At 70.3% G+C, this 20,673-nt stretch carries 21 protein-coding genes; 10 read left to right on the top strand and 11 right to left on the bottom strand.

What is annotated here, in order from left to right; genetic code table 11:
* Positions 1-104: 104 nt before the first annotated feature.
* A complete protein-coding gene (locus ACIREO_RS11120; RefSeq protein WP_404107423.1) occupies positions 105-1,685 on the bottom strand; it encodes a methylmalonyl-CoA mutase in 1,581 nt (526 codons plus the stop codon).
* Positions 1,686-1,857: 172 nt separating this feature from the next.
* On the opposite strand from ACIREO_RS11120, the gene ACIREO_RS11115 reads away from it, so the two are divergent.
* Positions 1,858-2,775 (top strand): L,D-transpeptidase family protein, encoded by a 918-nt coding sequence (locus ACIREO_RS11115; protein WP_404107421.1) that lies wholly within the window; start codon positions 1,858-1,860, stop codon positions 2,773-2,775.
* 174 nt (positions 2,776-2,949) lie between these two features.
* Here the strand turns inward: ACIREO_RS11115 and ACIREO_RS11110 are convergent, their stop codons facing one another.
* The 6 genes from ACIREO_RS11110 to ACIREO_RS11085 all read right to left on the bottom strand — a co-directional run bounded on the left by ACIREO_RS11110 (position 2,950) and on the right by ACIREO_RS11085 (position 8,722).
* Complete coding sequence (locus ACIREO_RS11110; RefSeq protein WP_404107419.1) at positions 2,950-4,023, bottom strand: hypothetical protein; 1,074 nt, start codon at positions 4,021-4,023, stop codon at positions 2,950-2,952.
* Entirely contained in the window at positions 4,023-4,706 is a 684-nt protein-coding gene (locus ACIREO_RS11105; protein ID WP_404107418.1) for an RNA polymerase sigma factor, read from the bottom strand. The genes ACIREO_RS11110 and ACIREO_RS11105 overlap by 1 nt, the downstream gene beginning before the upstream one ends.
* A gap of 301 nt (positions 4,707-5,007) precedes the next feature.
* Positions 5,008-5,760, bottom strand: a complete 753-nt coding sequence (locus tag ACIREO_RS11100) for a thioesterase II family protein (RefSeq protein ID WP_404107416.1) — start codon at positions 5,758-5,760, stop codon at positions 5,008-5,010.
* A gap of 32 nt (positions 5,761-5,792) precedes the next feature.
* Positions 5,793-6,380, bottom strand: coding sequence for a hypothetical protein (locus tag ACIREO_RS11095; protein WP_404107414.1), 588 nt, complete (start codon positions 6,378-6,380; stop codon positions 5,793-5,795).
* 124 nt (positions 6,381-6,504) lie between these two features.
* Positions 6,505-7,011 (bottom strand): hypothetical protein, encoded by a 507-nt coding sequence (locus tag ACIREO_RS11090; protein ID WP_404107412.1) that lies wholly within the window; start codon positions 7,009-7,011, stop codon positions 6,505-6,507.
* 115 nt (positions 7,012-7,126) lie between these two features.
* Entirely contained in the window at positions 7,127-8,722 is a 1,596-nt protein-coding gene (locus tag ACIREO_RS11085) for a family 20 glycosylhydrolase (protein ID WP_404107411.1), read from the bottom strand.
* A 233-nt stretch (positions 8,723-8,955) separates the two neighbouring features.
* On the opposite strand from ACIREO_RS11085, the gene ACIREO_RS11080 reads away from it, so the two are divergent.
* From ACIREO_RS11080 to ACIREO_RS11045, 8 genes are all read left to right on the top strand, one after another.
* Positions 8,956-9,648 (top strand): 2-oxo-4-hydroxy-4-carboxy-5-ureidoimidazoline decarboxylase, encoded by a 693-nt coding sequence (locus tag ACIREO_RS11080; protein ID WP_404107409.1) that lies wholly within the window; start codon positions 8,956-8,958, stop codon positions 9,646-9,648.
* A 166-nt stretch (positions 9,649-9,814) separates the two neighbouring features.
* On the top strand, positions 9,815-10,195 hold the full coding sequence (gene sdhC / locus ACIREO_RS11075) for a succinate dehydrogenase, cytochrome b556 subunit (RefSeq protein WP_073744455.1): 381 nt from the start codon (positions 9,815-9,817) through the stop codon (positions 10,193-10,195).
* Positions 10,196-10,200: 5 nt separating this feature from the next.
* Positions 10,201-10,680, top strand: coding sequence for a succinate dehydrogenase hydrophobic membrane anchor subunit (locus tag ACIREO_RS11070; RefSeq protein WP_404107407.1), 480 nt, complete (start codon positions 10,201-10,203; stop codon positions 10,678-10,680).
* Between the two features lie 30 nt (positions 10,681-10,710).
* Entirely contained in the window at positions 10,711-12,465 is a 1,755-nt protein-coding gene (gene sdhA / locus ACIREO_RS11065) for a succinate dehydrogenase flavoprotein subunit (protein ID WP_404107406.1), read from the top strand.
* Positions 12,465-13,232 carry a succinate dehydrogenase iron-sulfur subunit gene (locus ACIREO_RS11060; RefSeq protein ID WP_404107404.1) on the top strand — a complete coding sequence of 256 codons (768 nt, stop codon included), beginning with the start codon at positions 12,465-12,467 and terminating at the stop codon, positions 13,230-13,232. The genes sdhA and ACIREO_RS11060 overlap by 1 nt, the downstream gene beginning before the upstream one ends.
* Before the next feature lie 173 nt (positions 13,233-13,405).
* Positions 13,406-13,999 carry a hypothetical protein gene (locus ACIREO_RS11055; RefSeq protein ID WP_404107402.1) on the top strand — a complete coding sequence of 198 codons (594 nt, stop codon included), beginning with the start codon at positions 13,406-13,408 and terminating at the stop codon, positions 13,997-13,999.
* Between the two features lie 178 nt (positions 14,000-14,177).
* On the top strand, positions 14,178-14,372 hold the full coding sequence (locus ACIREO_RS11050) for a hypothetical protein (protein ID WP_404107401.1): 195 nt from the start codon (positions 14,178-14,180) through the stop codon (positions 14,370-14,372).
* On the top strand, positions 14,344-15,117 hold the full coding sequence (locus ACIREO_RS11045) for a TetR family transcriptional regulator (RefSeq protein ID WP_404107399.1): 774 nt from the start codon (positions 14,344-14,346) through the stop codon (positions 15,115-15,117). Before ACIREO_RS11050 ends, ACIREO_RS11045 begins: the two co-directional genes overlap by 29 nt.
* Here ACIREO_RS11045 and ACIREO_RS11040 read toward each other — a convergent pair.
* The 3 genes from ACIREO_RS11040 to ACIREO_RS11030 form a co-directional block, all read right to left on the bottom strand.
* Positions 15,104-16,657 (bottom strand): ABC transporter substrate-binding protein, encoded by a 1,554-nt coding sequence (locus tag ACIREO_RS11040; protein ID WP_404107397.1) that lies wholly within the window; start codon positions 16,655-16,657, stop codon positions 15,104-15,106. The genes ACIREO_RS11045 and ACIREO_RS11040 overlap by 14 nt on opposite strands.
* Positions 16,658-16,791: 134 nt before the next feature.
* Entirely contained in the window at positions 16,792-18,054 is a 1,263-nt protein-coding gene (locus ACIREO_RS11035) for a metallophosphoesterase (protein WP_404107395.1), read from the bottom strand.
* Positions 18,055-18,108: 54 nt separating this feature from the next.
* The gene (locus ACIREO_RS11030; protein ID WP_261988630.1) at positions 18,109-18,354 is read right to left on the bottom strand and encodes an SCO4848 family membrane protein; all 246 of its coding nucleotides are present in this window, start codon (positions 18,352-18,354) and stop codon (positions 18,109-18,111) included.
* A 121-nt stretch (positions 18,355-18,475) separates the two neighbouring features.
* On the opposite strand from ACIREO_RS11030, the gene ACIREO_RS11025 reads away from it, so the two are divergent.
* Positions 18,476-19,720: a D-alanyl-D-alanine carboxypeptidase family protein gene (locus ACIREO_RS11025; protein WP_404107393.1), complete on the top strand. Its 1,245-nt coding sequence runs from the start codon at positions 18,476-18,478 to the stop codon at positions 19,718-19,720.
* Here the strand turns inward: ACIREO_RS11025 and ACIREO_RS11020 are convergent.
* Positions 19,668-20,618 (bottom strand): YihY/virulence factor BrkB family protein, encoded by a 951-nt coding sequence (locus ACIREO_RS11020; protein ID WP_404107391.1) that lies wholly within the window; start codon positions 20,616-20,618, stop codon positions 19,668-19,670. The genes ACIREO_RS11025 and ACIREO_RS11020 overlap by 53 nt on opposite strands.
* Between the last annotated feature and the right edge of the window lie 55 nt (positions 20,619-20,673).

Here is a 20,673-nt window from a genome sequence, read left to right as displayed (position 1 = left end):
GCGTCACGGCCATGGCGGCCTCCTTTCGAAGACTACTGTTCACGGACGCTCCCCCGCCCGCGGGCGCTCGGGGGACAGATCACCCGCGAGGGTGGCCCAGTACCTCAGAACGCGTCCGTCGGGACGTACGCCCCCCATACCTCCCGCAGCGCGTCGCAGACCTCGCCCACCGTCGCCCGCGCGCGCAGCGCGTCCTTCATCGGGTAGAGCACGTTCGACGTTCCCTCGGCCGCCTTCTTCAGTTCCGCCAGCGCCGCGTCCACCGCCCCCTGGTCGCGTTCGGCGCGGAGCTTCGCCAGGCGGGCAGCCTGCTGGGCCTCGATCGCCGGGTCGACGCGGAGCGGCTCGTACGGCTCCTCCTCGTCGAGGCGGAAGCGGTTGACGCCGACGACGACGCGCTCGCCGCTGTCCGTCTCCTGGGCGATGCGGTACGCGCTGTGCTCGATCTCGCCCTTCTGGAAGCCGCGTTCGATGGCGTCGACCGCGCCGCCCATGTCCTCGACCCTGATCATCAGATCCAGTGCTGCCGCCTCGACGTCGTCGGTCATCTTCTCCACGACGTACGACCCGGCGAAGGGGTCCACCGTCGCCGTCACATCCGTCTCGTACGCCAGGACCTGCTGGGTGCGCAGCGCGAGGCGGGCCGACTTGTCCGTCGGCAGGGCGATGGCCTCGTCGTAGGAGTTGGTGTGCAGCGACTGCGTGCCTCCCAGCACCGCGCCGAGCCCCTGCACGGCGACCCGGACCAGATTGACCTCGGGCTGCTGGGCGGTGAGCTGGACGCCGGCCGTCTGGGTGTGGAAGCGCAGCATCAGGGACTTGGGGTTCTTCGCGCCGAACTCCTCCCGCATCACCTTCGCCCAGATGCGGCGCGCGGCCCGGAACTTGGCGACCTCCTCCAGGATCGTCGTACGGGCGACGAAGAAGAAGGAGAGACGCGGGGCGAAGTCGTCCACGTCCATGCCGGCCGCGACGGCGGTACGGACGTACTCGATGCCGTCCGCGAGGGTGAACGCGATCTCCTGCGCGGGCGAGGCCCCCGCCTCCGCCATGTGGTAGCCGGAGATCGAGATGGTGTTCCACCTCGGGATCTCGGCGCGGCAGTACTTGAAGATGTCGGCGATCAGCCGCAGTGAGGGCTTCGGCGGGAAGATGTACGTGCCCCGGGCGATGTACTCCTTGAGCACGTCGTTCTGGATGGTGCCCGTCAGCCGGTCCGCCGGGACGCCCTGCTCCTCCGCGACCAGTTGGTAGAGCAGGAGGAGGAGCGCGGCGGGGGCGTTGATGGTCATCGAGGTGGAGACCTCGTCCAGCGGGATCCCGCCGAAGAGGACGCGCATGTCGTCGACCGAGTCGATCGCCACACCGACCTTGCCGACCTCGCCGGAGGCGATGGGGGCGTCCGAGTCGTGCCCCATCTGCGTGGGCAGGTCGAACGCGACGGACAGGCCGGTCGTGCCGTTGGCGATCAGCTGCTTGTAGCGGGCGTTCGACTCGGTGGCCGTGCCGAATCCAGCGTACTGCCGCATCGTCCACGGCCGGCCCGTGTACATCGTGGGGTGGACACCACGCGTGAAGGGGAAGGCGCCCGGGTCGCCCAGCTTCTCCTCGGCCCGCCAGCCGTCGAGTGCCTCCGGCCCGTAGACCGGCTCGATGGGCAGTCCCGACTCCGACTCACGCGTCATCTGCTGTGCCTCCCGTTCGAGCTGCGGTCTGGACGCATGTCTCCCATCATGCGCATGATTCGGCAACCGGGCAGGACGGGAATCCGTCTCATGAGATATCCGTGCCATGCGACGAACCGAGCGACGGGTCGTGCCCGGCCGGGGCGGTAACGGGCGAGCCAGGGGGCCGAGGATGAGACGCAGACGGACGAACAGATACGCGCGCGGAGCACGCACGGGAGCGGCGGCGGCCGTCGGCGTGATCGCGCTGGCCGTGCTGACGGCGGGCTGCAAGGTCGAGACCGTGGGGGCCGCGGAGCCCACCGCTCTCCCGACGGAGGCGTCCGCACGCCCCACGTCGTCATCCCCCACGGACGACGCCAAGCCGGGCGGCGGAACGGCGAGTGCCTCGGTCACCCCCTCCCGGACTCCGTCCCGGACTCCCTCCCGCACGCCGAGCGCGCGCCCCTCCCCGGAGCCCAGGACCCTGATGTCCGTCGGCGACCGGAGCAAGCGCGTACGGGAACTCCAGGCGCGGCTGCGCCAGATCGGCCACTTCGACCGCAGCCCCACCGGGTACTACGGCACCACGACCCTCGCGTCCGTGCAGTCCTTCCAGGGCAAGCGGGGCCTGTCCCGCACGGGGAGAACGGACACGGTGACCTGGGACCGGCTGCTCGCGATGACGCGGAAGCCGACGGCGAAGGAACTCGCCCCGCCGACGGCCAAGCCCGTGGCGAAGCCCGACGCCCGCTGCATGAAGGGCCGTGTCCTGTGCATCAGCAAGAACAGCCGCACGCTGTCCTGGATGATCGACGGCAAGGTCGTCTCGTCCATGGACGTGCGGTTCGGCTCGCAGTACACACCCACCCGTGACGGCGTCTTCTCGGTGTACTGGAAGTCCCGCCACCACGTCTCGACGCTCTACGACTCCCCCATGCCGTACGCCATGTTCTTCAGCGGCGGCCAGGCGGTGCACTACTCGTCCGATTTCGCGGCACGCGGTTACAACGGCGCCTCGCACGGCTGCGTGAACGTCCGGGACGAGGGGAAGATCGCGTCGCTCTACGCCCAGGTGCGGAAGGGCGACAAGGTCGTCGTCTATCAGTAGAGGCTTCGGATGAGGGGCGCGGGCGGGACCCGGGGGAACGTGTCCCGCCCGCGCCGGATGCGTTGAGCCGAAGGTACGGGGGGAACCCCGGCTCGTTACGCGGCCGATGACCAGTCGGCACTTACTACTGCGCCGTACGGTTGAAGAGTGTTACAGCCTGGGCGTTCTCGCAGGTCAGCGCGTTACTGACAGGGGCGGGTGCGGCGAGCTCGCAGTGGGTCCGGCCGTCGGGCCGTCCGAGCCGCCCTGCGGCGCGTCCTCACGCGTGCCCTCCGCGGACGGCGAGCGGAAGGTGATCGCGGGAAGGGAGCTCTCCCCGCCCCCGCCGTCGTCCCCGCCGCCCTTCCCGTCGTCGTGACCGTCCTGGCCACTCCCGTCGTCACGGTCGTCCGTACCCAGGAGGCGGTCGCAGAAGCGGTCCAGGTTGCGTTCCCCGTCGGCCAGTTCGAGGAGCCGTGCCCTGTCCTCCCGGCTCAGGGTGTCCTCGCGGTAGGCGCGGCAGGCCTTGACCGACTTCTTGAACACCTCGGCCGGGGATCCTTCGGGCGACTCGCGTCCGTCCGTGCCGTCCTGGGTGCCGCCGGTGCCGCTGTCGCGGTCCGGGTCCTCGTGGTCCGTCGCACCGCCGCCGTCCTGCCCGGCCCGCCCCTCGTCCCCGGGCGTCCCGCCGTCGGGCACGTGCGGGGCCGGCGGAGAACCGGACGCGTCGGGCGTCGCGGAGGGCAGCGGCGAAGGCGGTTCACCGACGTCGGGCAGTCCGGCACCCAGCTCCTCGGGGGACGCGGCCGCCGAGACGGACGTGGCCGGCACCGGCGATCCGCTGCCGCCGAACGGTGTGGGAAGCATGCCCGTACCACTGGCGACCGCCACCCCGCCCAGCGCGCACCCGGCGAGCGAGACGGCGAGGCCGTAGCGCAGCGGGCGGGTCCAGCGGGGGCGCCGGAGCGGCGCCGTGCGCGTGGCCCCGATCCGTACGGAGTGCAGGGCCTCCGGCTGCCCCGTGAGTCCGGCGGGACCCGCCGCCCCGGCCCGCTTCCCGCCCCGGGAGGCCTCACGGAAGGCGGCCAGCACGGCGGCCTCGCCGGGCAGTTCGCCACTCGACGGGCCGGGATCCCGCAGCGCGCGCAGCGCGGCTTCCACCCCGCGGGCCTCGGTCCTCGCGTGATCGCCGATGGGCTCGACGGGTTCGCCACGGAGCAACATCTCCGCCGCGTCCGCGTCAAGCCACTCGTGCTGCTCGTCGGCCATCACATGTCCTTCTGCGTCCACGGACGCGAATGCGTCACACCGGCGGGCGCCACCGCACCCTGGCGGCCCGGGCGTTGCGCGGGTACGGCGCCGAGCTCCGCGCCCGCCGACGGAATCTCGTCCTCCGGGCCGTGGTCGGCTCCGACCAGCTCGGCCAGCCGTTTCAGCCCTCGGTGGGCGGCGGTGCGCACCGCGCCGGGGCGCTTGCCCAGGGTCCGGGCCGCGCTCTTGGCGTCGAGGCCGATCACCACGCGGAGCACGACCGCCTCGGCCTGGTCCTGGGGCAGCTGAGCGATGAGGGACATGGCGCGCCCCGTGGCCAGCGACTCCAGCGCCTCGCCCGCGGTGTCGGACTCGGCTGGCTCGCCCGCCAGTTCGCTCTCGTCGCCGCCGATCGCGGGGCGCCTGCCCCGCATCCGTATGAGGTCGAGCGAGCGGTTGCGCGCTATCCGGGCCGCCCAGCCGCGGAACCGGTCGGCGTCCCCACTGAAGCGGTCGAGATCACGCGCTATCTGGAGCCACGACTCGGACGCCACGTCCTCGGCGTCCGGTTCACCCACCAGTGTCCGTATGTAGCCGAGCAGCCGTGGGTGCACGGCGCGGTACACAGTCCGGAAGGCGTCCTCGTCCCCGTCCTGTGCCGCGAGCACCGCGGCGGTCAGCTCCGCGTCGTCCCCCAGCACTCCCTCAACCCGCCCTGCTGATCCGAATCGTAGCTGGTCACCACTACTGCGCCACGCTGCGCGACTCAGCACGCTACGTGGTCGGACGGCACCCCGTCCATGACTTGTACAACCCGCAACTGTCTCCTGACTCAGCGCGGTGTGACAGAAAACGCACCGATGGCGCTGAGATGAGTACGGGGTCGCTCTGCGGCCCCGTGGAAGACGACCGGGGCCTCTCCTGTGGGGGGTGGCGGCCCCGGTCGTCGTTCCGTCCCCCCGTCGGCCGGGCCGGGCCGCCGGATCTGCCGGCCCCCACGGCTCAGGGGCTTTCCTCACCGGCGGTCAAGCGGCTCACCACGACCGCGCTCACCTCGGCCAGCCGCTCACTCAGATAGAAGTGCCCTCCGGCGAACTCCAGGACCTCGTGACCCCGGTCCGTGTGCTGTGCCCAGCCGGCCGCCGACGAGACCGGTGCGACCGGGTCCACGTCACCGACCAGCACCGTGAAGGGGATGTCCAGCACGGGGCCGTCCTGCCAGCGGTACGAGGCCATGGCCCCGTAGTCGGCGCGCAGCGCGGGCAGTACCAGGTCCAGCAGTTCACGGTTGTCCAGCACGGCGGTCCCGGTGCCCCCCAGGCTGCGCACCGCGGCGAGGATCTCCGCGTCGCTCCTGAGCCGGTCCTGCCGCTCGGGATCCGGGCCGGGGGCGCCGCGTCCGGACAGGAAGAGACGGGCCGGAGGCGGCGTGCGCCTGCTCCGGAGGATCCGCGCGGTCTCGTAGGCGACGAGTGCGCCCATGCTGTGGCCGAAGAGGGCGTAGGGCCGGCCGTCGGCCACGGCGGCGAGCCGGTCCGCTATGCGGGTGGCGAGGTCGAGGATGCTGTCCGCCGCCGGCTCTGCCAGCCGGTCCTGGCGGGCCGGGTACTGCACCGCCAGGACGTCCAGCACCCCGGACAGCTTTCGCGACAACGGCGCGTAGGCGCTTGCCGAACCGCCCGCGTGCGGGAGGCAGATCAGCCGGGGAGCCTTGGGCACCGGCGCGTCGAACCGCCGGAACCAGGTGGTGTCCATGTCCGTGTCACTCCTCATGGCGTCATGTCACATCAGGTCGCGCCGCCGGGCCGGCCACGGCCGCGAGCGCGGCGGGACCGCACCGCTCGCAGTACCCGCCGGCCCTCGGTGGACAGATCCAGGGCGCGGCGCAGGCCCGTTGCCCCGCCCGCCGTTCCGGCGGTCCCCGCGAGGCTCTCCAGGATCTCGGCCTGGCGGCGGAGTTCTCCCGTGCAGAGTGGGCCACCGCCCGCGGCCCCGTCGGCCCGGCAGGCCTCGGCAGTCCGCGTGCTGTCACCGGCCGGGAAGTCGGACTCCCGGTGGATGTCCAGCGCGAGGAGCGAGCAGGCGTCCGCCCATGCGCGCAGCGGCCCGGCGGCGAAGTCCCGGGGTGCGGCGCCGATCAGCGTACGCACGCGAGCCGCCGTGGTGTCCCGGCCCGCTGCGCCCTCCAGCGCCGCGTGTACGGCGTCGAGCCGGGCGGCCCATTCCGCGCCGCTCTCGCAACCCGCCCAGAGCGGGCGCAGCGGCTCCGGATCGGCTCCGTCCTCCGGCGGCGGAAGGCAGCGGTCCAGACAGGCGGTCCCGCTCGCCGCCAGACCTCGCCCGTCGGCACGAGCGATCAGCTCCAGCAGACTCATCGACGCCTCCCCCATCGGTTCACGGCCCCCATGTCGTCGGGGAGCCCACCGCTTCCCGTTACCGCGTACAGCGTCAGATGGCTGAAAAGCGTCACTCTTCCGGCACACGAGACCACAGCAGGACTCAGTCGGACAGGCTCTCGATGCCCAGACGGTCCAGGAAAGCGAAGAAAAGTTCCTCCGCGGACCACTCCGGCTCCTCGATGCGCAGCAGTTCGAGCAGGGGCCCTTCGAGGACGCCCCGGCCGGATTCGGCCGCCCACCCGACAGCACGGGACGCGGCGTCCTCAGGTGGCAGGAAGAGGTCCTCGAGCGTCATGCCGTCCGGGCCGAGACGCGCGGCCATCGGCCCCCTGCCGAGGCAGGCGTACCAGGACCCGCTGTACGGCGCCGCCGCCTCCACCGCCACGCAGACGCCGTCCATGACGAACCCGAGGAGGACCGGGGCCCGTGCGGCGTCGGCGAGTGCGGTCATGCTGCCGAGCGAGGGCTCCGTGGGGTGGGACCAGACCTGCCAGCCGTCCGCGCGGTACTCCCGCAGCGTCAGCAGTTCGCGGGCGCCCCGCAACGCCGGGTGGCCGATGAGCGGCTCCCCGCTTCGGCCCACCAGATAGCAGCCCCAGAACCCCACACCGTGCTCCCCCCGCCCTCCGGGCTGACATCCTTCCCTCCCGGAACCACGGGGAAGCACGAAAACGGGTCAACTCAGACGGCCACCGGGCCGGTCGGGGACACGGAGTCGCGGATCAGCGCGACGAGTCGACCTCGTCCGCGCGTTCCTTGAACTGTGCCCAGCTCAGCTTCGGCTCGCGCGGGTCCCACAGCTTCTGGGAGACCGCGTTGAGAGGCATCCGGACCCCCTCCGCCACCTGCGCCTGCGTCTGCGCGTTGGGGAAGTCGCCCCAGACCGCGAACCGGCCGCCCAGGATCTGCTTCGAGTAGCGCTTCGCCACCGGCTCGGTCCCGCGCAGGACCAGCGGTGTCCACTGCTCGTAGATCCGCTCACCCGTCGGGTACGTGAAGTCGTTGGGTTCGCCGAGCACGTAGTAGAGGTACTCGTCGTTGAGGTTGACCACCTTGCGGCCCTCGGCCAGGTAGTCCTGGGGCGGCCGGGCACCGATCTCCTTGCCGGTCCAGTACTCGACCTCGATGCCCTTGTCGCCGGTGACCGTCCCGCCGCTGAAGAAACCGTCGTTCCACGCCTTGGGGATCTTCTTCGCCTTGGTGATGACGGCGGCGCGGTCGTTCAGCCAGCCCTCCGCCAGGTCCTGGACGCCTGCGTCGTCGCCGTACTTCTTCCGTGCGGCGGCGGCCAGCTGCGGGTAGGAGGCGGCCGGATCGCTCACCGTGAGCGCCTGGTACTCGTCCGCGCCGACGTGGAACCAGTCGCCGGGGAAGAGCTCCGCGTACTCCTTGAGCAGGTCGTCGACGATCTGTGCCGACTCGGGCTTCGAGATGTCGACGGCGCCTTCCCGCACGACTCCCTGCGTGTTGCGCAGCTGCAGGTCGGGGTGGGCCTCGAGGACCGCGCCCAGGTGTCCGGGCGAGTCGATCTCGGCGACGATCGTGATGTGGAGGCTCTGCGCGAGCTTCACGATGCGGCGGACCTCGGCCTTGGTGAGGTGCTCCTCGGAGACCACCTCGGGATGCGAGTCGGACTCGATCCGGAAGGCCTGGTCGTCGGAGAAGTGGAGGCCGAGCTGGTTGAGCTTGAGGTCGGCCATCTCGCGCAGCCGGTCCTCGATCCAGCCGGCGGTGTAGTGCTTGCGCGCGATGTCGAGGTTGAACCCGCGCTGCGGCCGGTCGGGGGTATCGCGCACCACACCCTCGGGGACGGTGCTGTCGGCGTTCAGCGACTGCTTGAGGGTGCGGGTGCCGTAGAAGACGCCCGCCTCGCCGGCGCCGCTGATCGTGACCCGGTTGTTCTCGGTCTTCAGGGTGTACGACTCCGGGTCGCCCTTGTCCGAGGACGCGAGCGCCAGCTCGACGTCACCGGCCCGTGCGGACTTCTCACCCCGGTAGTCGATCTTCAGCTCCCCGGCAAGCAGCTTCGCCTCGTCGGCGAGCCCGGGATCGGCGACGACGACCGTGCTGTCCTCGGCCGGTTTCCAGCCGGGTCCGCGCGCGGCGGTGTGCTCGCGGACGGCGGGGATCGTCCGCGGCGTCGTGGAGAGCGGGTAGCTCCGGCTGGGCGACGGGGAGGCCGAGGTGCGGGACGAGGCCGAGGCACCGTTCCCCGCGCCGGGGCCGGAGTCCTCGGGCCAGACGACGACGGTGAGGGTGACGGCGGCTGCCACGGCGACGGCGGCGCCGGCCACCAGGGGTGCGCGTGAGGGCGACATCGGTCAGAAACCTCCGGATCGAGGGAGAAACTGTTCAAAGAAGATGAGAAAGTCGGGCATTTCCCCCACTGATTCGTCCATCAAGCGTTCCGAAACTCTCCCGTCCGGGTGAATTTCTCGCATCCTTCAGCTGCGCGTGGCCCGGCCTCGATAGCGTGACGGGGCACAAGACCAGTCCTCACTCCTACCTCCGCACAACCTCTTCGCTCTCCGGCCCCTCTCCAGGGTCACAGATGTCATTCATTCGAGGAGTCCCGCTGTCCAGGTCCAGCGAGCCCCACGCCGGCCTGCCGAAACCACCGCAGCAGACCGGGTGGACGGCCGTTCCCGTCCAGAGCCAGGGCGCTGCCCTTCAGGGAGCCCCGGTTGAGGCCCCCGTTCCGGAACCAGTGTCGGTGAGTCCGCGCCCCGGTGCCCACTCGAGCGGTCTCGGCCGCTTCAACGCCTGGCCCCGGGACCTGGCCGAGGCCGCCCTGCTGGAGTGCTGCGGGAGCCATCGGTGGGCGCAGCGGCTGGCCGCCCACCGCCCCTATCCGGACCTGGACACGCTGCTCGCCGCCTCCGACGAGGCGGGTTACGACCTCGCGCCCTCCGATCTCGCCGAGGCACTCGCCGCTGAGAGCGCCCCCTGCCTCCACCACGACGCGCCCAGGGCCGCCCACCTGGCGCTGCGCGCCGCGCACGCCGCGTACGAGAGCCGGTTCGGCCACGCCTTCGTGATCTGCCTCGACGGCATGCGCCCCTCCCAGCACGTCGACCAGGTGCTGGCGGCCATCCGCACCCGACTGGCCCACGAGCCGGACGAGGAGCGCTCCCTGACCGCGGAGGAGATGCGACGACTCGCCCGGGGCCGCATCATCGAGCTGGTGACGGAGGCGGGCACGGCGCCCGGCCCGTTCCCCCCGGTGGCATATGAGCACCTGTAGCCCGTCCGTGCCTGTTTGACTGCCGCTTTGATCACACCGGAGGCCCCGCCGCCATCGAACCGACAAAGCGTCGCTACGATGGCCAGGGCCGGTGGACCGTACCCGGCCGGGTCAGACCGACAGTCAAGCCGGCCGACCCCAATCCCCGCTCCCGGAGGGTTCTTCCGTGCCGGCTGGAACGCTGTACCGCGGCCGGGAAGGCATGTGGTCCTGGGTGGCTCATCGAGTCACCGGTGTCCTCATTTTCTTCTTCCTGTTCGTACACGTCCTGGACACCGCTCTCGTGCGTGTCTCCCCCGAGGCGTACGACGAGGTCGTGGCCACCTACAAGACCCCGCTCGTCGCACTGCTCGAATACGGCCTGGTGGCCGCCATCCTCTTCCACGCGCTGAACGGTCTGCGGATCGTCGCCGTGGACTTCTGGGCCAAGGGCCCGCGCTACCAGAAGCAGATGCTCTGGACCGTCCTGGGTATCTGGATCGTGCTGATGGTCGGGGCCCTGTACCCCGTCCTCGGTCACGCCGTACGTGAAGTATTCGGGAGCTGAGGCCGATGTCCACCGAGACACCTTCTTCCGCGATCGGTGACGTCGAAGGCGTAAGCCTCTTCGACGTCGACAACCCGGCCCCGGTGATCGAGCCCCCGCGCCAGCGCACGGGCAAGACCCCCAAGGGTTCGCGCACCAACTTCGAGATGTACGCCTGGCTCTTCATGCGCCTGTCGGGCATCGTGCTGGTCGTCCTCGTCATCGGCCACCTGCTGATCCAGCTGGTGCTCGACGGCGGCGTGTCCAAGATCGGTTTCGCCTTCGTCGCAGGCCGCTGGGCCTCGCCGTTCTGGCAGATCTGGGACCTGGCGATGCTGTGGCTCGCCATGCTGCACGGCGCCAACGGCCTCCGTACGGTCATCAACGACTACGCCGAACGGGACAACACCCGCTTCTGGCTGAAGATGCTCCTGTACACCGCCACGGTGTTCACCGTCCTGCTGGGCACGCTGGTGATCTTCACCTTCGACCCGAACATCCGCTAGGCGCCGGGACAGAGGGACCAGAGGGAAACCATGCAGATCCACAAGTACGACACCGTCATCGTCGGCGCCGGCGGCGCCGGCATGCGCGCGGCCATCGAGTCGACCAAGCGCAGCCGCACCGCCGTCCTGACGAAGCTCTACCCCACCCGCTCCCACACGGGCGCCGCGCAGGGCGGCATGGCCGCCGCGCTGGCCAACGTGGAGGAGGACAACTGGGAGTGGCACACCTTCGACACGATCAAGGGTGGCGACTACCTGGTCGACCAGGACGCCGCCGAGATCCTCGCGAAGGAGGCCATCGACGCCGTCCTCGACCTGGAGAAGATGGGCCTGCCGTTCAACCGGACGCCCGAGGGCAAGATCGACCAGCGCCGCTTCGGTGGTCACACGCGCAGCCACGGCGAGGCCCCGGTCCGCCGCTCCTGCTACGCCTCGGACCGCACCGGCCACATGATCCTCCAGACGCTGTACCAGAACTGCGTCAAGGAGGGCGTGGAGTTCTTCAACGAGTTCTACGTCCTGGACCTCCTGCTCCAGGACGTGGACGGGGTCAAGAAGTCCGCGGGCGTCGTCGCCTACGAGCTGGCGACCGGCGAGATCCACATCTTCCAGGCGAAGGCGATCATCTTCGCCTCCGGCGGCACCGGCAAGTTCTTCAAGGTGACGTCGAACGCCCACACCCTGACCGGTGACGGCCAGGCCGCCGCGTACCGCCGCGGTCTGCCGCTGGAGGACATGGAGTTCTTCCAGTTCCACCCGACGGGCATCTGGCGCATGGGCATCCTGCTGACGGAGGGCGCCCGTGGTGAGGGCGGCATCCTCCGCAACAAGGACGGCGAGCGCTTCATGGAGAAGTACGCGCCGGTCATGAAGGACCTCGCGTCCCGTGACGTCGTGTCCCGCTCCATCTACACGGAGATCCGTGAGGGCCGCGGCTGCGGTCCCGAGGGCGACCACGTCTACCTCGACCTCACGCACCTCCCCCCGGAGCAGCTGGACGCGAAGCTCCCGGACATCACGGAGTTCGCGCGTACGTACCTCGGTATCGAGCCCTACACGGACCCGATCCCGATCCAGCCGACCGCGCACTACGCCATGGGCGGCATCCCGACCAACGTCGAGGGCGAGGTGCTGGCCGACAACACCACCGTCGTCCCGGGCCTGTACGCCGCCGGCGAGGTCGCCTGTGTCTCCGTGCACGGCGCCAACCGCCTGGGCACCAACTCGCTGCTCGACATCAACGTCTTCGGACGCCGCTCGGGCATCGGCGCCGCCGAGTACTCCGCGAAGAACGACTTCGTCGAGCTCCCGGAGAACCCGGCCCAGCTGGTCGTGGACCAGGTCGAGCGGCTGCGGAACTCGACGGGCACCGAGCGCGTGGCGACGATCCGCCTGGAGCTGCAGGAGTGCATGGACGCCAACGTGATGGTGTTCCGCACCGAGCAGACCATCAAGACGGCGGTCGACAAGATCGCCGAACTGCGGGCGCGCTACCTCAACGTGTCCATCCAGGACAAGGGCAGGCGGTTCAACACCGACCTGCTGGAGGCCGTCGAGCTGGGCAACCTGCTCGACCTGGCCGAGGTCATGGCCATCTCCGCGCTGGCCCGCAAGGAGTCCCGCGGCGGTCACTACCGCGAGGACTACCCGAACCGCGACGACGTCAACTTCATGCGCCACACCATGGCGTACCGCGAGGTCGCGGACGACGGCACCGAGTCGATCCGGCTCGACTACAAGCCGGTCGTCACGACCCGCTACCAGCCGATGGAGCGTAAGTACTGATGGCTACCCCGACCCTGGACAAGACCGACAAGGCCGAGGCGGGCTTCGCCGACACCCCGTTCATCACGGCCACGTTCCGGATCCGCCGCTTCAACCCCGAGGTCTCCGACGAGGCCCAGTGGCAGGACTTCCAGATCTCGATCGACCCGAAGGAGCGTGTGCTCGACGCCCTTCACAAGATCAAGTGGGAGCAGGACGGCACGCTGACCTTCCGCCGCTCCTGCGCGCACGGCATCTGCGGCTCCGACGCGATGCGGATCAACGGCAAGAACAGGCTCGCCTGCAAGACGCTGATCAAGGACATCAACCCGGACAAGCCGATCACGGTCGAGGCCATCAAGGGCCTCACGGTCCTCAAGGACCTCGTGGTCGACATGGACCCGTTCTTCCAGGCCTACCGCGACGTCATGCCCTTCCTCGTCACCAAGGGGAACGAGCCGACGCGTGAGCGCCTGCAGTCCGCCGAGGACCGCGAGCGCTTCGACGACACCACCAAGTGCATCCTGTGCGCCGCGTGCACGTCCTCGTGCCCGGTGTTCTGGAACGACGGCCAGTACTTCGGGCCGGCGGCGATCGTCAACGCGCACCGGTTCATCTTCGACTCGCGTGACGAGGCCGGCGAGCAGCGTCTGGAGATCCTCAACGACCGTGACGGTGTGTGGCGTTGCCGCACGACGTTCAACTGCACGGACGCCTGCCCGCGTGGCATCGAGGTCACCAAGGCGATCCAGGAAGTGAAGCGCGCGCTGATCACCCGTCGCTTCTGACACACCCGTTACGTCGAGAGGCCCCGTTTCGCGCACTTACCTGCGGGAAGCGGGGCCTCTTGGTGCGTCGGGCGGGCCGGGACGGTACGGTCATGCGGAGCCGGTGACCGGCTCGTGTATCCCGGCGCAGGACAGCACGGGAGCAGATGGCTTGATGGAGAACGGGGAACGTTGTGAGCGATCCGAATCCGTACGCGGACGACTCATACAAGTGGGGCCCGCCCCAGCAGCCGGGCAACCCGCCCACGATGCCTGACGGCCAGGGCTACGGCTACCCGGCGGCACCGGGCGCCGCTCCGGCGTACGGCTATCCGCAGCCGCTGCCCGATTCCGCGGCCCAGCCCGGTCCCGGTTACGGCTACCCGGGCGCCGGGCAGCCGACGGAGCCCGGCTTCAATCTGCCCGCGCAGCAGGGCGGCGGCGGAGTGCCGATGCTCTCCCTCGGTGACATCACGGTGATGAACGACGGCATCGTGACCCCGTCCGGCACCCTGCCGCTCAAGGGGGCGGTGTGGACGGCGACCGACATGTCGCGCACGGAGGAGAAGATCCCGACCGTGGGCATCGTGCTCGCGATCGTCTTCGCGCTGTTCTGCCTCGTCGGCCTGCTGTTCCTCCTGATGAAGGAGAAGCGCACGACGGGCTTCGTGCAGATCACGGTCACCAGCGGCGGACGGCACCACCAGACGATGATCCCCGCGACGGGGCCCGAGACCTTCCAGTGGGTCATGTCCCAGGTCAACACCGCGCGTTCGATGAGCGCCTGAGACCGCTCACGGACCGGGATGGCCCGCTTCGACCACACGGTCGCCCTCGCGTCCGTGGACCGCGCCTGGTTCGAGGAGTGCGCGGCTCTCGTCCTGGACACGGCGGAGTCCACGCGGGCGTGCGCCGGCGGCATCGTGCTGGGGAACGGCGGTCCTCGGGCGGTCGCTGCTGCGGCCGGTGGCAGCGCTCGCGCTGTTCCTCGGGCAGGTGCCGCTGCGGCGCGCCTTCCGGTCCGGGGCCGACCAGGCCGCCGCCGGGTGGAACCAGGCGCTGGCCTCCGCGCCGCTCCCGGGCCCGGACGAACTGCGGGCCGAGCTCGCCAAGGCCCGGATAGCCTGGGACCGTGGTGAAGGAAGAGAAGGACGTGGCTGACGCGAACGCAGCGAAGCCGGCCGGAGCAGACCCGGCGGCCAAGGCGGCCAAGGCCCCGAAGAGCGAGCAGACCCGCACCCTGATCCTGGAGACCGCGCTCCGGCTCTTCGAGGAACGCGGGTACGACCGGACGACGATGCGGGCCATCGCCCAGGAAGCCGGCGTCTCCGTCGGGAACGCCTACTACTACTTCTCCTCCAAGGAACATCTGGTCCAGGGCTTCTACACCCGGATCGCCGCCGAGCACGAGGCGGCTGTCCGGCCGGTCCTGGCCGGCGAGACGGATCTCGCGCTGCGCATCCGGGGTGTGCTGCTCCGCTGGCTGGACGTGGCCGAGCAGTACCACCGCTTCGCGGCCCAGTTCTTCAAGAACGCCGCCGACCCGGAGAGCCCGCTCTCCCCCTTCTCGGCGGAGTCCGTGGACGCCCGCGAGGCGGCGATCTCCGTGCACGAGCGGTGCCTGACCGGGTCCAGCACCAAGCACGATCCGGAACTGGGCGCGATACTGCCGCAGTTGATGTGGCTGATGCAGATGGGCCTGGTGCTGTTCTGGGTCTACGACCGGTCCGAGGGCACGGAACGCAGCCGCAGGCTCGTCGAGCGCACCGCGCCGATCGCCGCCCGGGCGATCGCGCTCTCCCGCTTCCGGGTGCTGCGGCCGCTCGTGCGGCAGGTCCACGACGTACTGGTGGAGTTCATGCCCGGGGCGTCCGCGCGGGGCGCGCAGGACGTCAGATCCAGCTGAGTTCCCACAGCCGCCAGATCCCGGTGCCGTCGGAGAGGTACTGGGATCCGGACACGGACTCCTTGCTGACGACGTAGTCCTTCTTCTGCCAGAGCGGGACCAGCGGCACGTCCTTGCCGACCAGCTCCTGCAGTTCCTTGAAGTCGGCCGAGGTCCGGCCGCGGTCGCTGTACTGCTGCGTGGCCGTGATCAGCGCGTCCATCTTCTCGCTGGTGTAGCCGTTGTGGAGGGTGCTCCCGCGGCCGACCAGCGGCTGGCTGAAGGTGTCGGGGTCCGGGTAGTCGGGAAGCCAGCCCACGGTGTACGCGTCGTAGTCTCCGGCCGCGTAGCCCTTCTGGAAGGCCTGCCACTCGACGGCCTTCTCCGTGACCTCGAAGAGCCCGTCCTTCTCCAGCTGGCGGACCAGCTCGGTGGACTCCGCCTTGTTGGCGTCGTCGTCACGGTGGGCGAAGGTGATGTGCAGCGGAAGTTCCACCCCGGCCTCCTCCATCAGGGCCCTGGCCCGCTGCGGGTCCGACCTCGGGTAGAAGTCGAAGAAGGGGGTGCTGTGCCCGATGTACCCCTGCGGGATCAGCGAGTAGAGCGGCTCGACGGTGTTGCGGTAGGCCTTGGTGACCAGTGGCCCGCGGTCGATGAGCCAGGCGATGGCCTGCCGGACCTTCCTGTCCGCGAGGGGTGCGCCGTCCCGCACGTTGAAGACGAGGTTGCGGATCTCGGCGCTGTCCGCCTCGGTGACGCGCTGGTCGTCGGCCGCCACGTCGAGCTCGGCGAGCTGTTCGGAGGGGAGCTGACGGTGTGTGACGTCGATGTCCCCGGCCGCCCAGGCCGCCTGGAGCGCCTCGGAGCCCTCGAAGTAGCGGATGTCGACCGCGCCGCCCGTCTTCTTCAGCGCGCCCCTGTACGCCGGGTTGGGCACCAGCTCGGCGCGCACGCCCGCCTCGTACGACTTCAGCGTGTACGGGCCCGAGCCGTCGACCTGGTCGCCCGCGCGGAGCTTGTCCTTCGGGTACAGGGCGGGGTCGACGATGGACCCGGCGCCCGTGGCCAGCTTCTGCGGGAACGTCGCGTCCCGGGCGGAGAGGTTGAAGGTGATCGTGCGGCCCTCGGCCACGACGGTGTCGAGGCTGGGGAACAGCACCGAGGGGCCGGCCTCCGCCTTGATCCTGAGCATGCGGTCGAAGGAGTACTTGACGTCCGCGACCGTGATCTTGCGGCCGTTGGAGAAGGTCAGGTCGTCCCGCAGCCTGCACTGGTACGTCTGGAGCTTCTGGCCGATGAACGCGCAGCTCTCGGCCGCGTCCGGCTCCGGCACGACCGCCCCCGACCTGAACGTCATCAGGGACTGGTAGAGGTTGCTGTAGATCGCCCAGGAACCGGCGTCGTACGCACCGGCCGGGTCGAGCGAGGTGACCTCGTCGGACGTGCCGACCGCGATCGGGGACTCGTTCGCCTCGTCCGACGGGAGCAGCTGCCAGGCGCCGACGCCTGCGATGACCAATACCGCCAGAATCGCGAGAATCCGTAGACGGATGTACCGCATGTGCCGTGCTCCCTCGCCAGCCCCGCCCCGGCTCGTGTGCACAGAGAGGCACATCATCGCCGCATGTTCGGCCTCACCCAATCACACGATATTCACATATGGAAGGCCAGGGTCTGAGCTCACAGGTTCCGGGCTCAGGCCTGAAGGGAAGCGAGCTCCACCACGGTGATGTCGGAGGGCGCGCCGACGCGCACGGGCGGCCCCCAGGCGCCCGCACCCCGCGAGACGTACAGCTGGGTGTCGCCGTAGCGCTCGTACCCGGCGACGGTCGGATTGGCGAGCTCCGCCAGCAGGTTCCCGGGCCAGAGCTGGCCCCCGTGGGTGTGGCCGGAGAGCTGGAGGCCGACGCCGTACTTCACCGCTTCGTCGATGACGACGGGCTGGTGCGCGAGGAGGACGGAGGCGCGGCCGCGGTCCCGGTCGCCGAGCGCGCGGGCGAAGTCGGGACCCTGCCCCTCGCTCTCGCCCGCCACGTCGTTCACTCCGGCGAGGTCGAAGCCGGCGATCTCGACGCGGGCGTTCTCCAGCGGGTGCAGGCCCAGCTCGCGCACGTGGCCGACCCATTCGGCGGCACCGGAGAAGTACTCGTGGTTGCCGGTGACGAAGTAGCTGCCGTGGCGGGCTTCGAGCCCGGCGAGGGGCTCGGCCGCGGGACCGAGATCGGCGACGGATCCGTCGACCAGGTCTCCGACGACGGCGACCAGGTCGGAGTTGGTGGCGTTGATCGCGTCGACGATCCGCTGCGTGTGGGCGCGGCCCAGGATGGGGCCGAGGTGGATGTCGCTGACCACGGCGATCCTGAAGCCGTGGGCGGAGCGCGGGAGTCCGGCGAGCGGGATGGTGACCCGCTTGGTGCGGGGGCCGCGCAGCACCCCGTAGGTGCCGTAGCCGACGGTGCCCAGGCCGGCGAGGGCCGCCGCTCCGCCGACGGCGCGGGCGACGAACAGCCGCCGCGAGGGGTCGGCGACGGGCGGAACGGGGGTCTCGGCGCGCTGCGCAAGGTCCGTACGGGTGCTGCCGCCGCCCGTGGGCTCGTCAGTGGTCGCCGCGACCCGGTCCGCGGGCTCCGGGCCGGCGCGGCGGGCGAGCAGCCGGCGCAGCAGGGGCCGGACGGCCTCGCCCACCAGCAGCGCGAGTGTCAGATAGAGCAGGGCGGCCAGCCAGAGGTACCCGGGCCAGGCGAGCACCTGCTGCACCGGGAAGGGCACCCCGGCGCGGCTGGACACGAACGCCCCGACGCTCAGCAGGGGCAGCGCGAAGGCCGCGAAGGTGCCCGCGCGGCGCGCGAGGCTGCCCTTCGCCGTGGTGTCACCGATCAGCCGGCGCCACACGTATCGGTGCACTCCCGCGAGCAGCGCGAGAACCGCGACCGCCACCAGTACGAAGACCACAATCACGTACGCTCCCCCGCTGAAACGATCCTGTACGGATGGCGGCCCAGGTCGGGGCCGTCATCTGCCTTCGCGACGCAAAGCCCTGACGCCACGGAACCCGATGACCCCCACAGCCGTCCCCAGAAGAAACGAGGTGATGGCGAGCAGGAGATGGACCCAGAAGTACGCAGTCGGGTCGCCCGCGTCGTCGAACGCGAGCCCGCTGCCGTCCTTCCAGAGATTTTTGACAAAGGTGACCCAGATGACCCAGCTCCACGCTCCGAAGACGAGCAGGAACCAGGAAACGGGGCGGCTGAGCTTCATGGAATCAGTATCGCCGCCGCGCTCCCGTCAGATCCTCCGGGGTGGGCTGTCCCGGCGGTATGCACGGCGGGTCAGGCCATCCGGGTCCCCATCCTCAGCAACGCCATGTACGTTTCCGACCGTGCCTGCTCTGAAAAAGACCGTAATGACGGTCCTCTCCTCCGCATTGCTGTCCGTATCTGTCGTCAGTCCCGCGGGGGCGGCCGACAAGGACAAAACCGACGACAAACAGCCGAAGCCGAGCGGTCAGATGTCGACCGTGGGCGGCGACCGGCTGGGCGAGGTGGGTACCCAGGTCGATCTGGGCCGGGGCGGCCCGGTCCTGCCGAAGGACCTCAGCGCACGGTCGTGGATCGTGGCCGACGCGGAGAGCGGACAGGTGCTCGCGTCGCACAACTCGCACTGGCGGCTGCCGCCCGCCTCCACCCTGAAGATGCTCTTCGCCGACACGGTCCTGCCCACCCTGCAGCCGAAGACCCTGACCCACCTGGTGACCGAGGACGAACTCGCCGGCGTGGGCGAGGGAAGCAGCCTGGTGGGCGTCAAGGAGGACTACTCCTACACGGTCCACGACCTGTGGCTCGGGGTGTTCCTGCGCTCCGGCAACGACGCGGTGCACGTGCTGTCCGAGATGTACGGCGGCGTGCCCGAGACGGTCTCCGCGATGCAGCGGCACGCCGAGGAGCTCCAGGCCCTGGACACCACGGTCGTCTCGCCCGACGGCTACGACGCCCCGCACCAGGTCTCCAGTGCGTACGACCTGACGCTGTTCGCCCGGAGCGGGATGCAGAAGGCGGACTTCCGCGAGTACGCGGCGACGGCGTCGGCGGAGTTCCCCGGCGAGCAGAAGAAGGGCAAGAAGCGGGCGACCTTCGAGATCCAGAACACCAACCGGCTGATGACCGGTGACATCGGGGTGGAGCCGTACAAGGGCATCGCGGGCGTCAAGAACGGCTACACCACCCACGCGGGCAACACCTTCACCGGAATCGCCGAACGCGACGGGAAGGTGCTGCTGGTGACGGTCATGAACCCGCAGTCCGAGGAGAGCCACGCCGTCTACAAGGAGGCCGCCGCCCTGCTCGACTGGGGTTTCTCCGCCGACGGCAAGGTGACCCCGGTCGGTGAGCTGGTACCGCCGAAGTCCGCCGTGGCCGCGAAGGACTCGGAACCCGCGGCGGGCGCGGCCAAGGACGGGAAGCAGAAGGCGAAGCACACGGCCGCGGCGGCCGCGGCCGGCTCCAACGGGGTCTGGACCGCGCTCTCGGTCGTCGGCGGAGCGCTGGTGCTCCTGGCGGCCGGGGTGTTCCTGGTCAACCGGCGCTGGCCGCTGCCGGACCTGGTGCGTCGCCTTCCGCGTCGCTGACGTCCTGCCCGTCGCTCCCGTCCTGCCCGTCGGTGCCCTTCTCGCCCTCCATGCTGGGCGTCGCCGTCCAGGCGGCGCAGACCAGCAGCAGCTTCGCGCTGAAGTTGATCCACAGGAGGAGCGCGATCGGCACGCCGAAGGCGCCGTACATGCTCTTCGACGCGACGTCCCTCATATAACTGCCGAGCAGCAGCTTGAGTAGCTCGAAGCCGACCGCGCCGACCAGCCCGGCCACGATCAGCCGTCGGCGCGGCGGCTCCACGCCTGGCAGCAGGGTCAGCAGGTAGAGCAGGATCAGGAAGTCGGCGAAGACCGCCACGGCCACCGCCGCCACCTGGAGCAGTACCCCGCCCACGCCGTCCTCGGGGATGCCCAGCCGGTCGGCCGTCCAGCCGATGGCCGTGGAGGCGACGGTGGACACCGCCAGGGTCACGAGCGCCGCTCCGCCGAGGCCGAGCAGGAGCCCGGCGTCCTTGAGCTTGCGGACGACCGGGTTCCCCTCGTCGACGTCGTCCTTCTCCCACACGGCGCGCAGGCAGTCCCGCATCGAGCCGACCCAGCCGATGCCGGTGAAGAGCAGCAGCACACCCGCGACGACGCCCACCGTGCCCGCGTGGGCCACGAGGCTGTCGATGCCCAGCTGGTCCGAGATGCCGGGCACCTGCTCGGCGAGCTTGTCCTCGATCGTGTCGAGCTGCCGGGGGGAGAGCAGTGCGGCGCCGATGGCGGCACCGACGGCGATCAGGGGGAAGAGCGCGAGGAAGCTGAGGAAGGTGATCGCCGCGGCGAGCCTGGCCCAGTGGACCCGTTCCAGCGTCTCGTAGGAGCGCCAGGCGTGCGTCTCCATCAGCCGTGCGACGAGCGGCCCGATGACGGGGAGTTTTTTCAGCCAGTCCATGAGCTACGCGTACCCTTCCGGGCGCAGAAAACCGGCGACCGGGGCCGCCCGGCCC

This window comes from Streptomyces sp. NPDC102441, from assembly GCF_044765585.1.
Taxonomy (GTDB): Bacteria; Actinomycetota; Actinomycetes; order Streptomycetales; family Streptomycetaceae; genus Streptomyces.
Note: the sequence above shows the minus strand (reverse complement) of the source record. Positions and strands in the feature narration are given on the sequence as shown.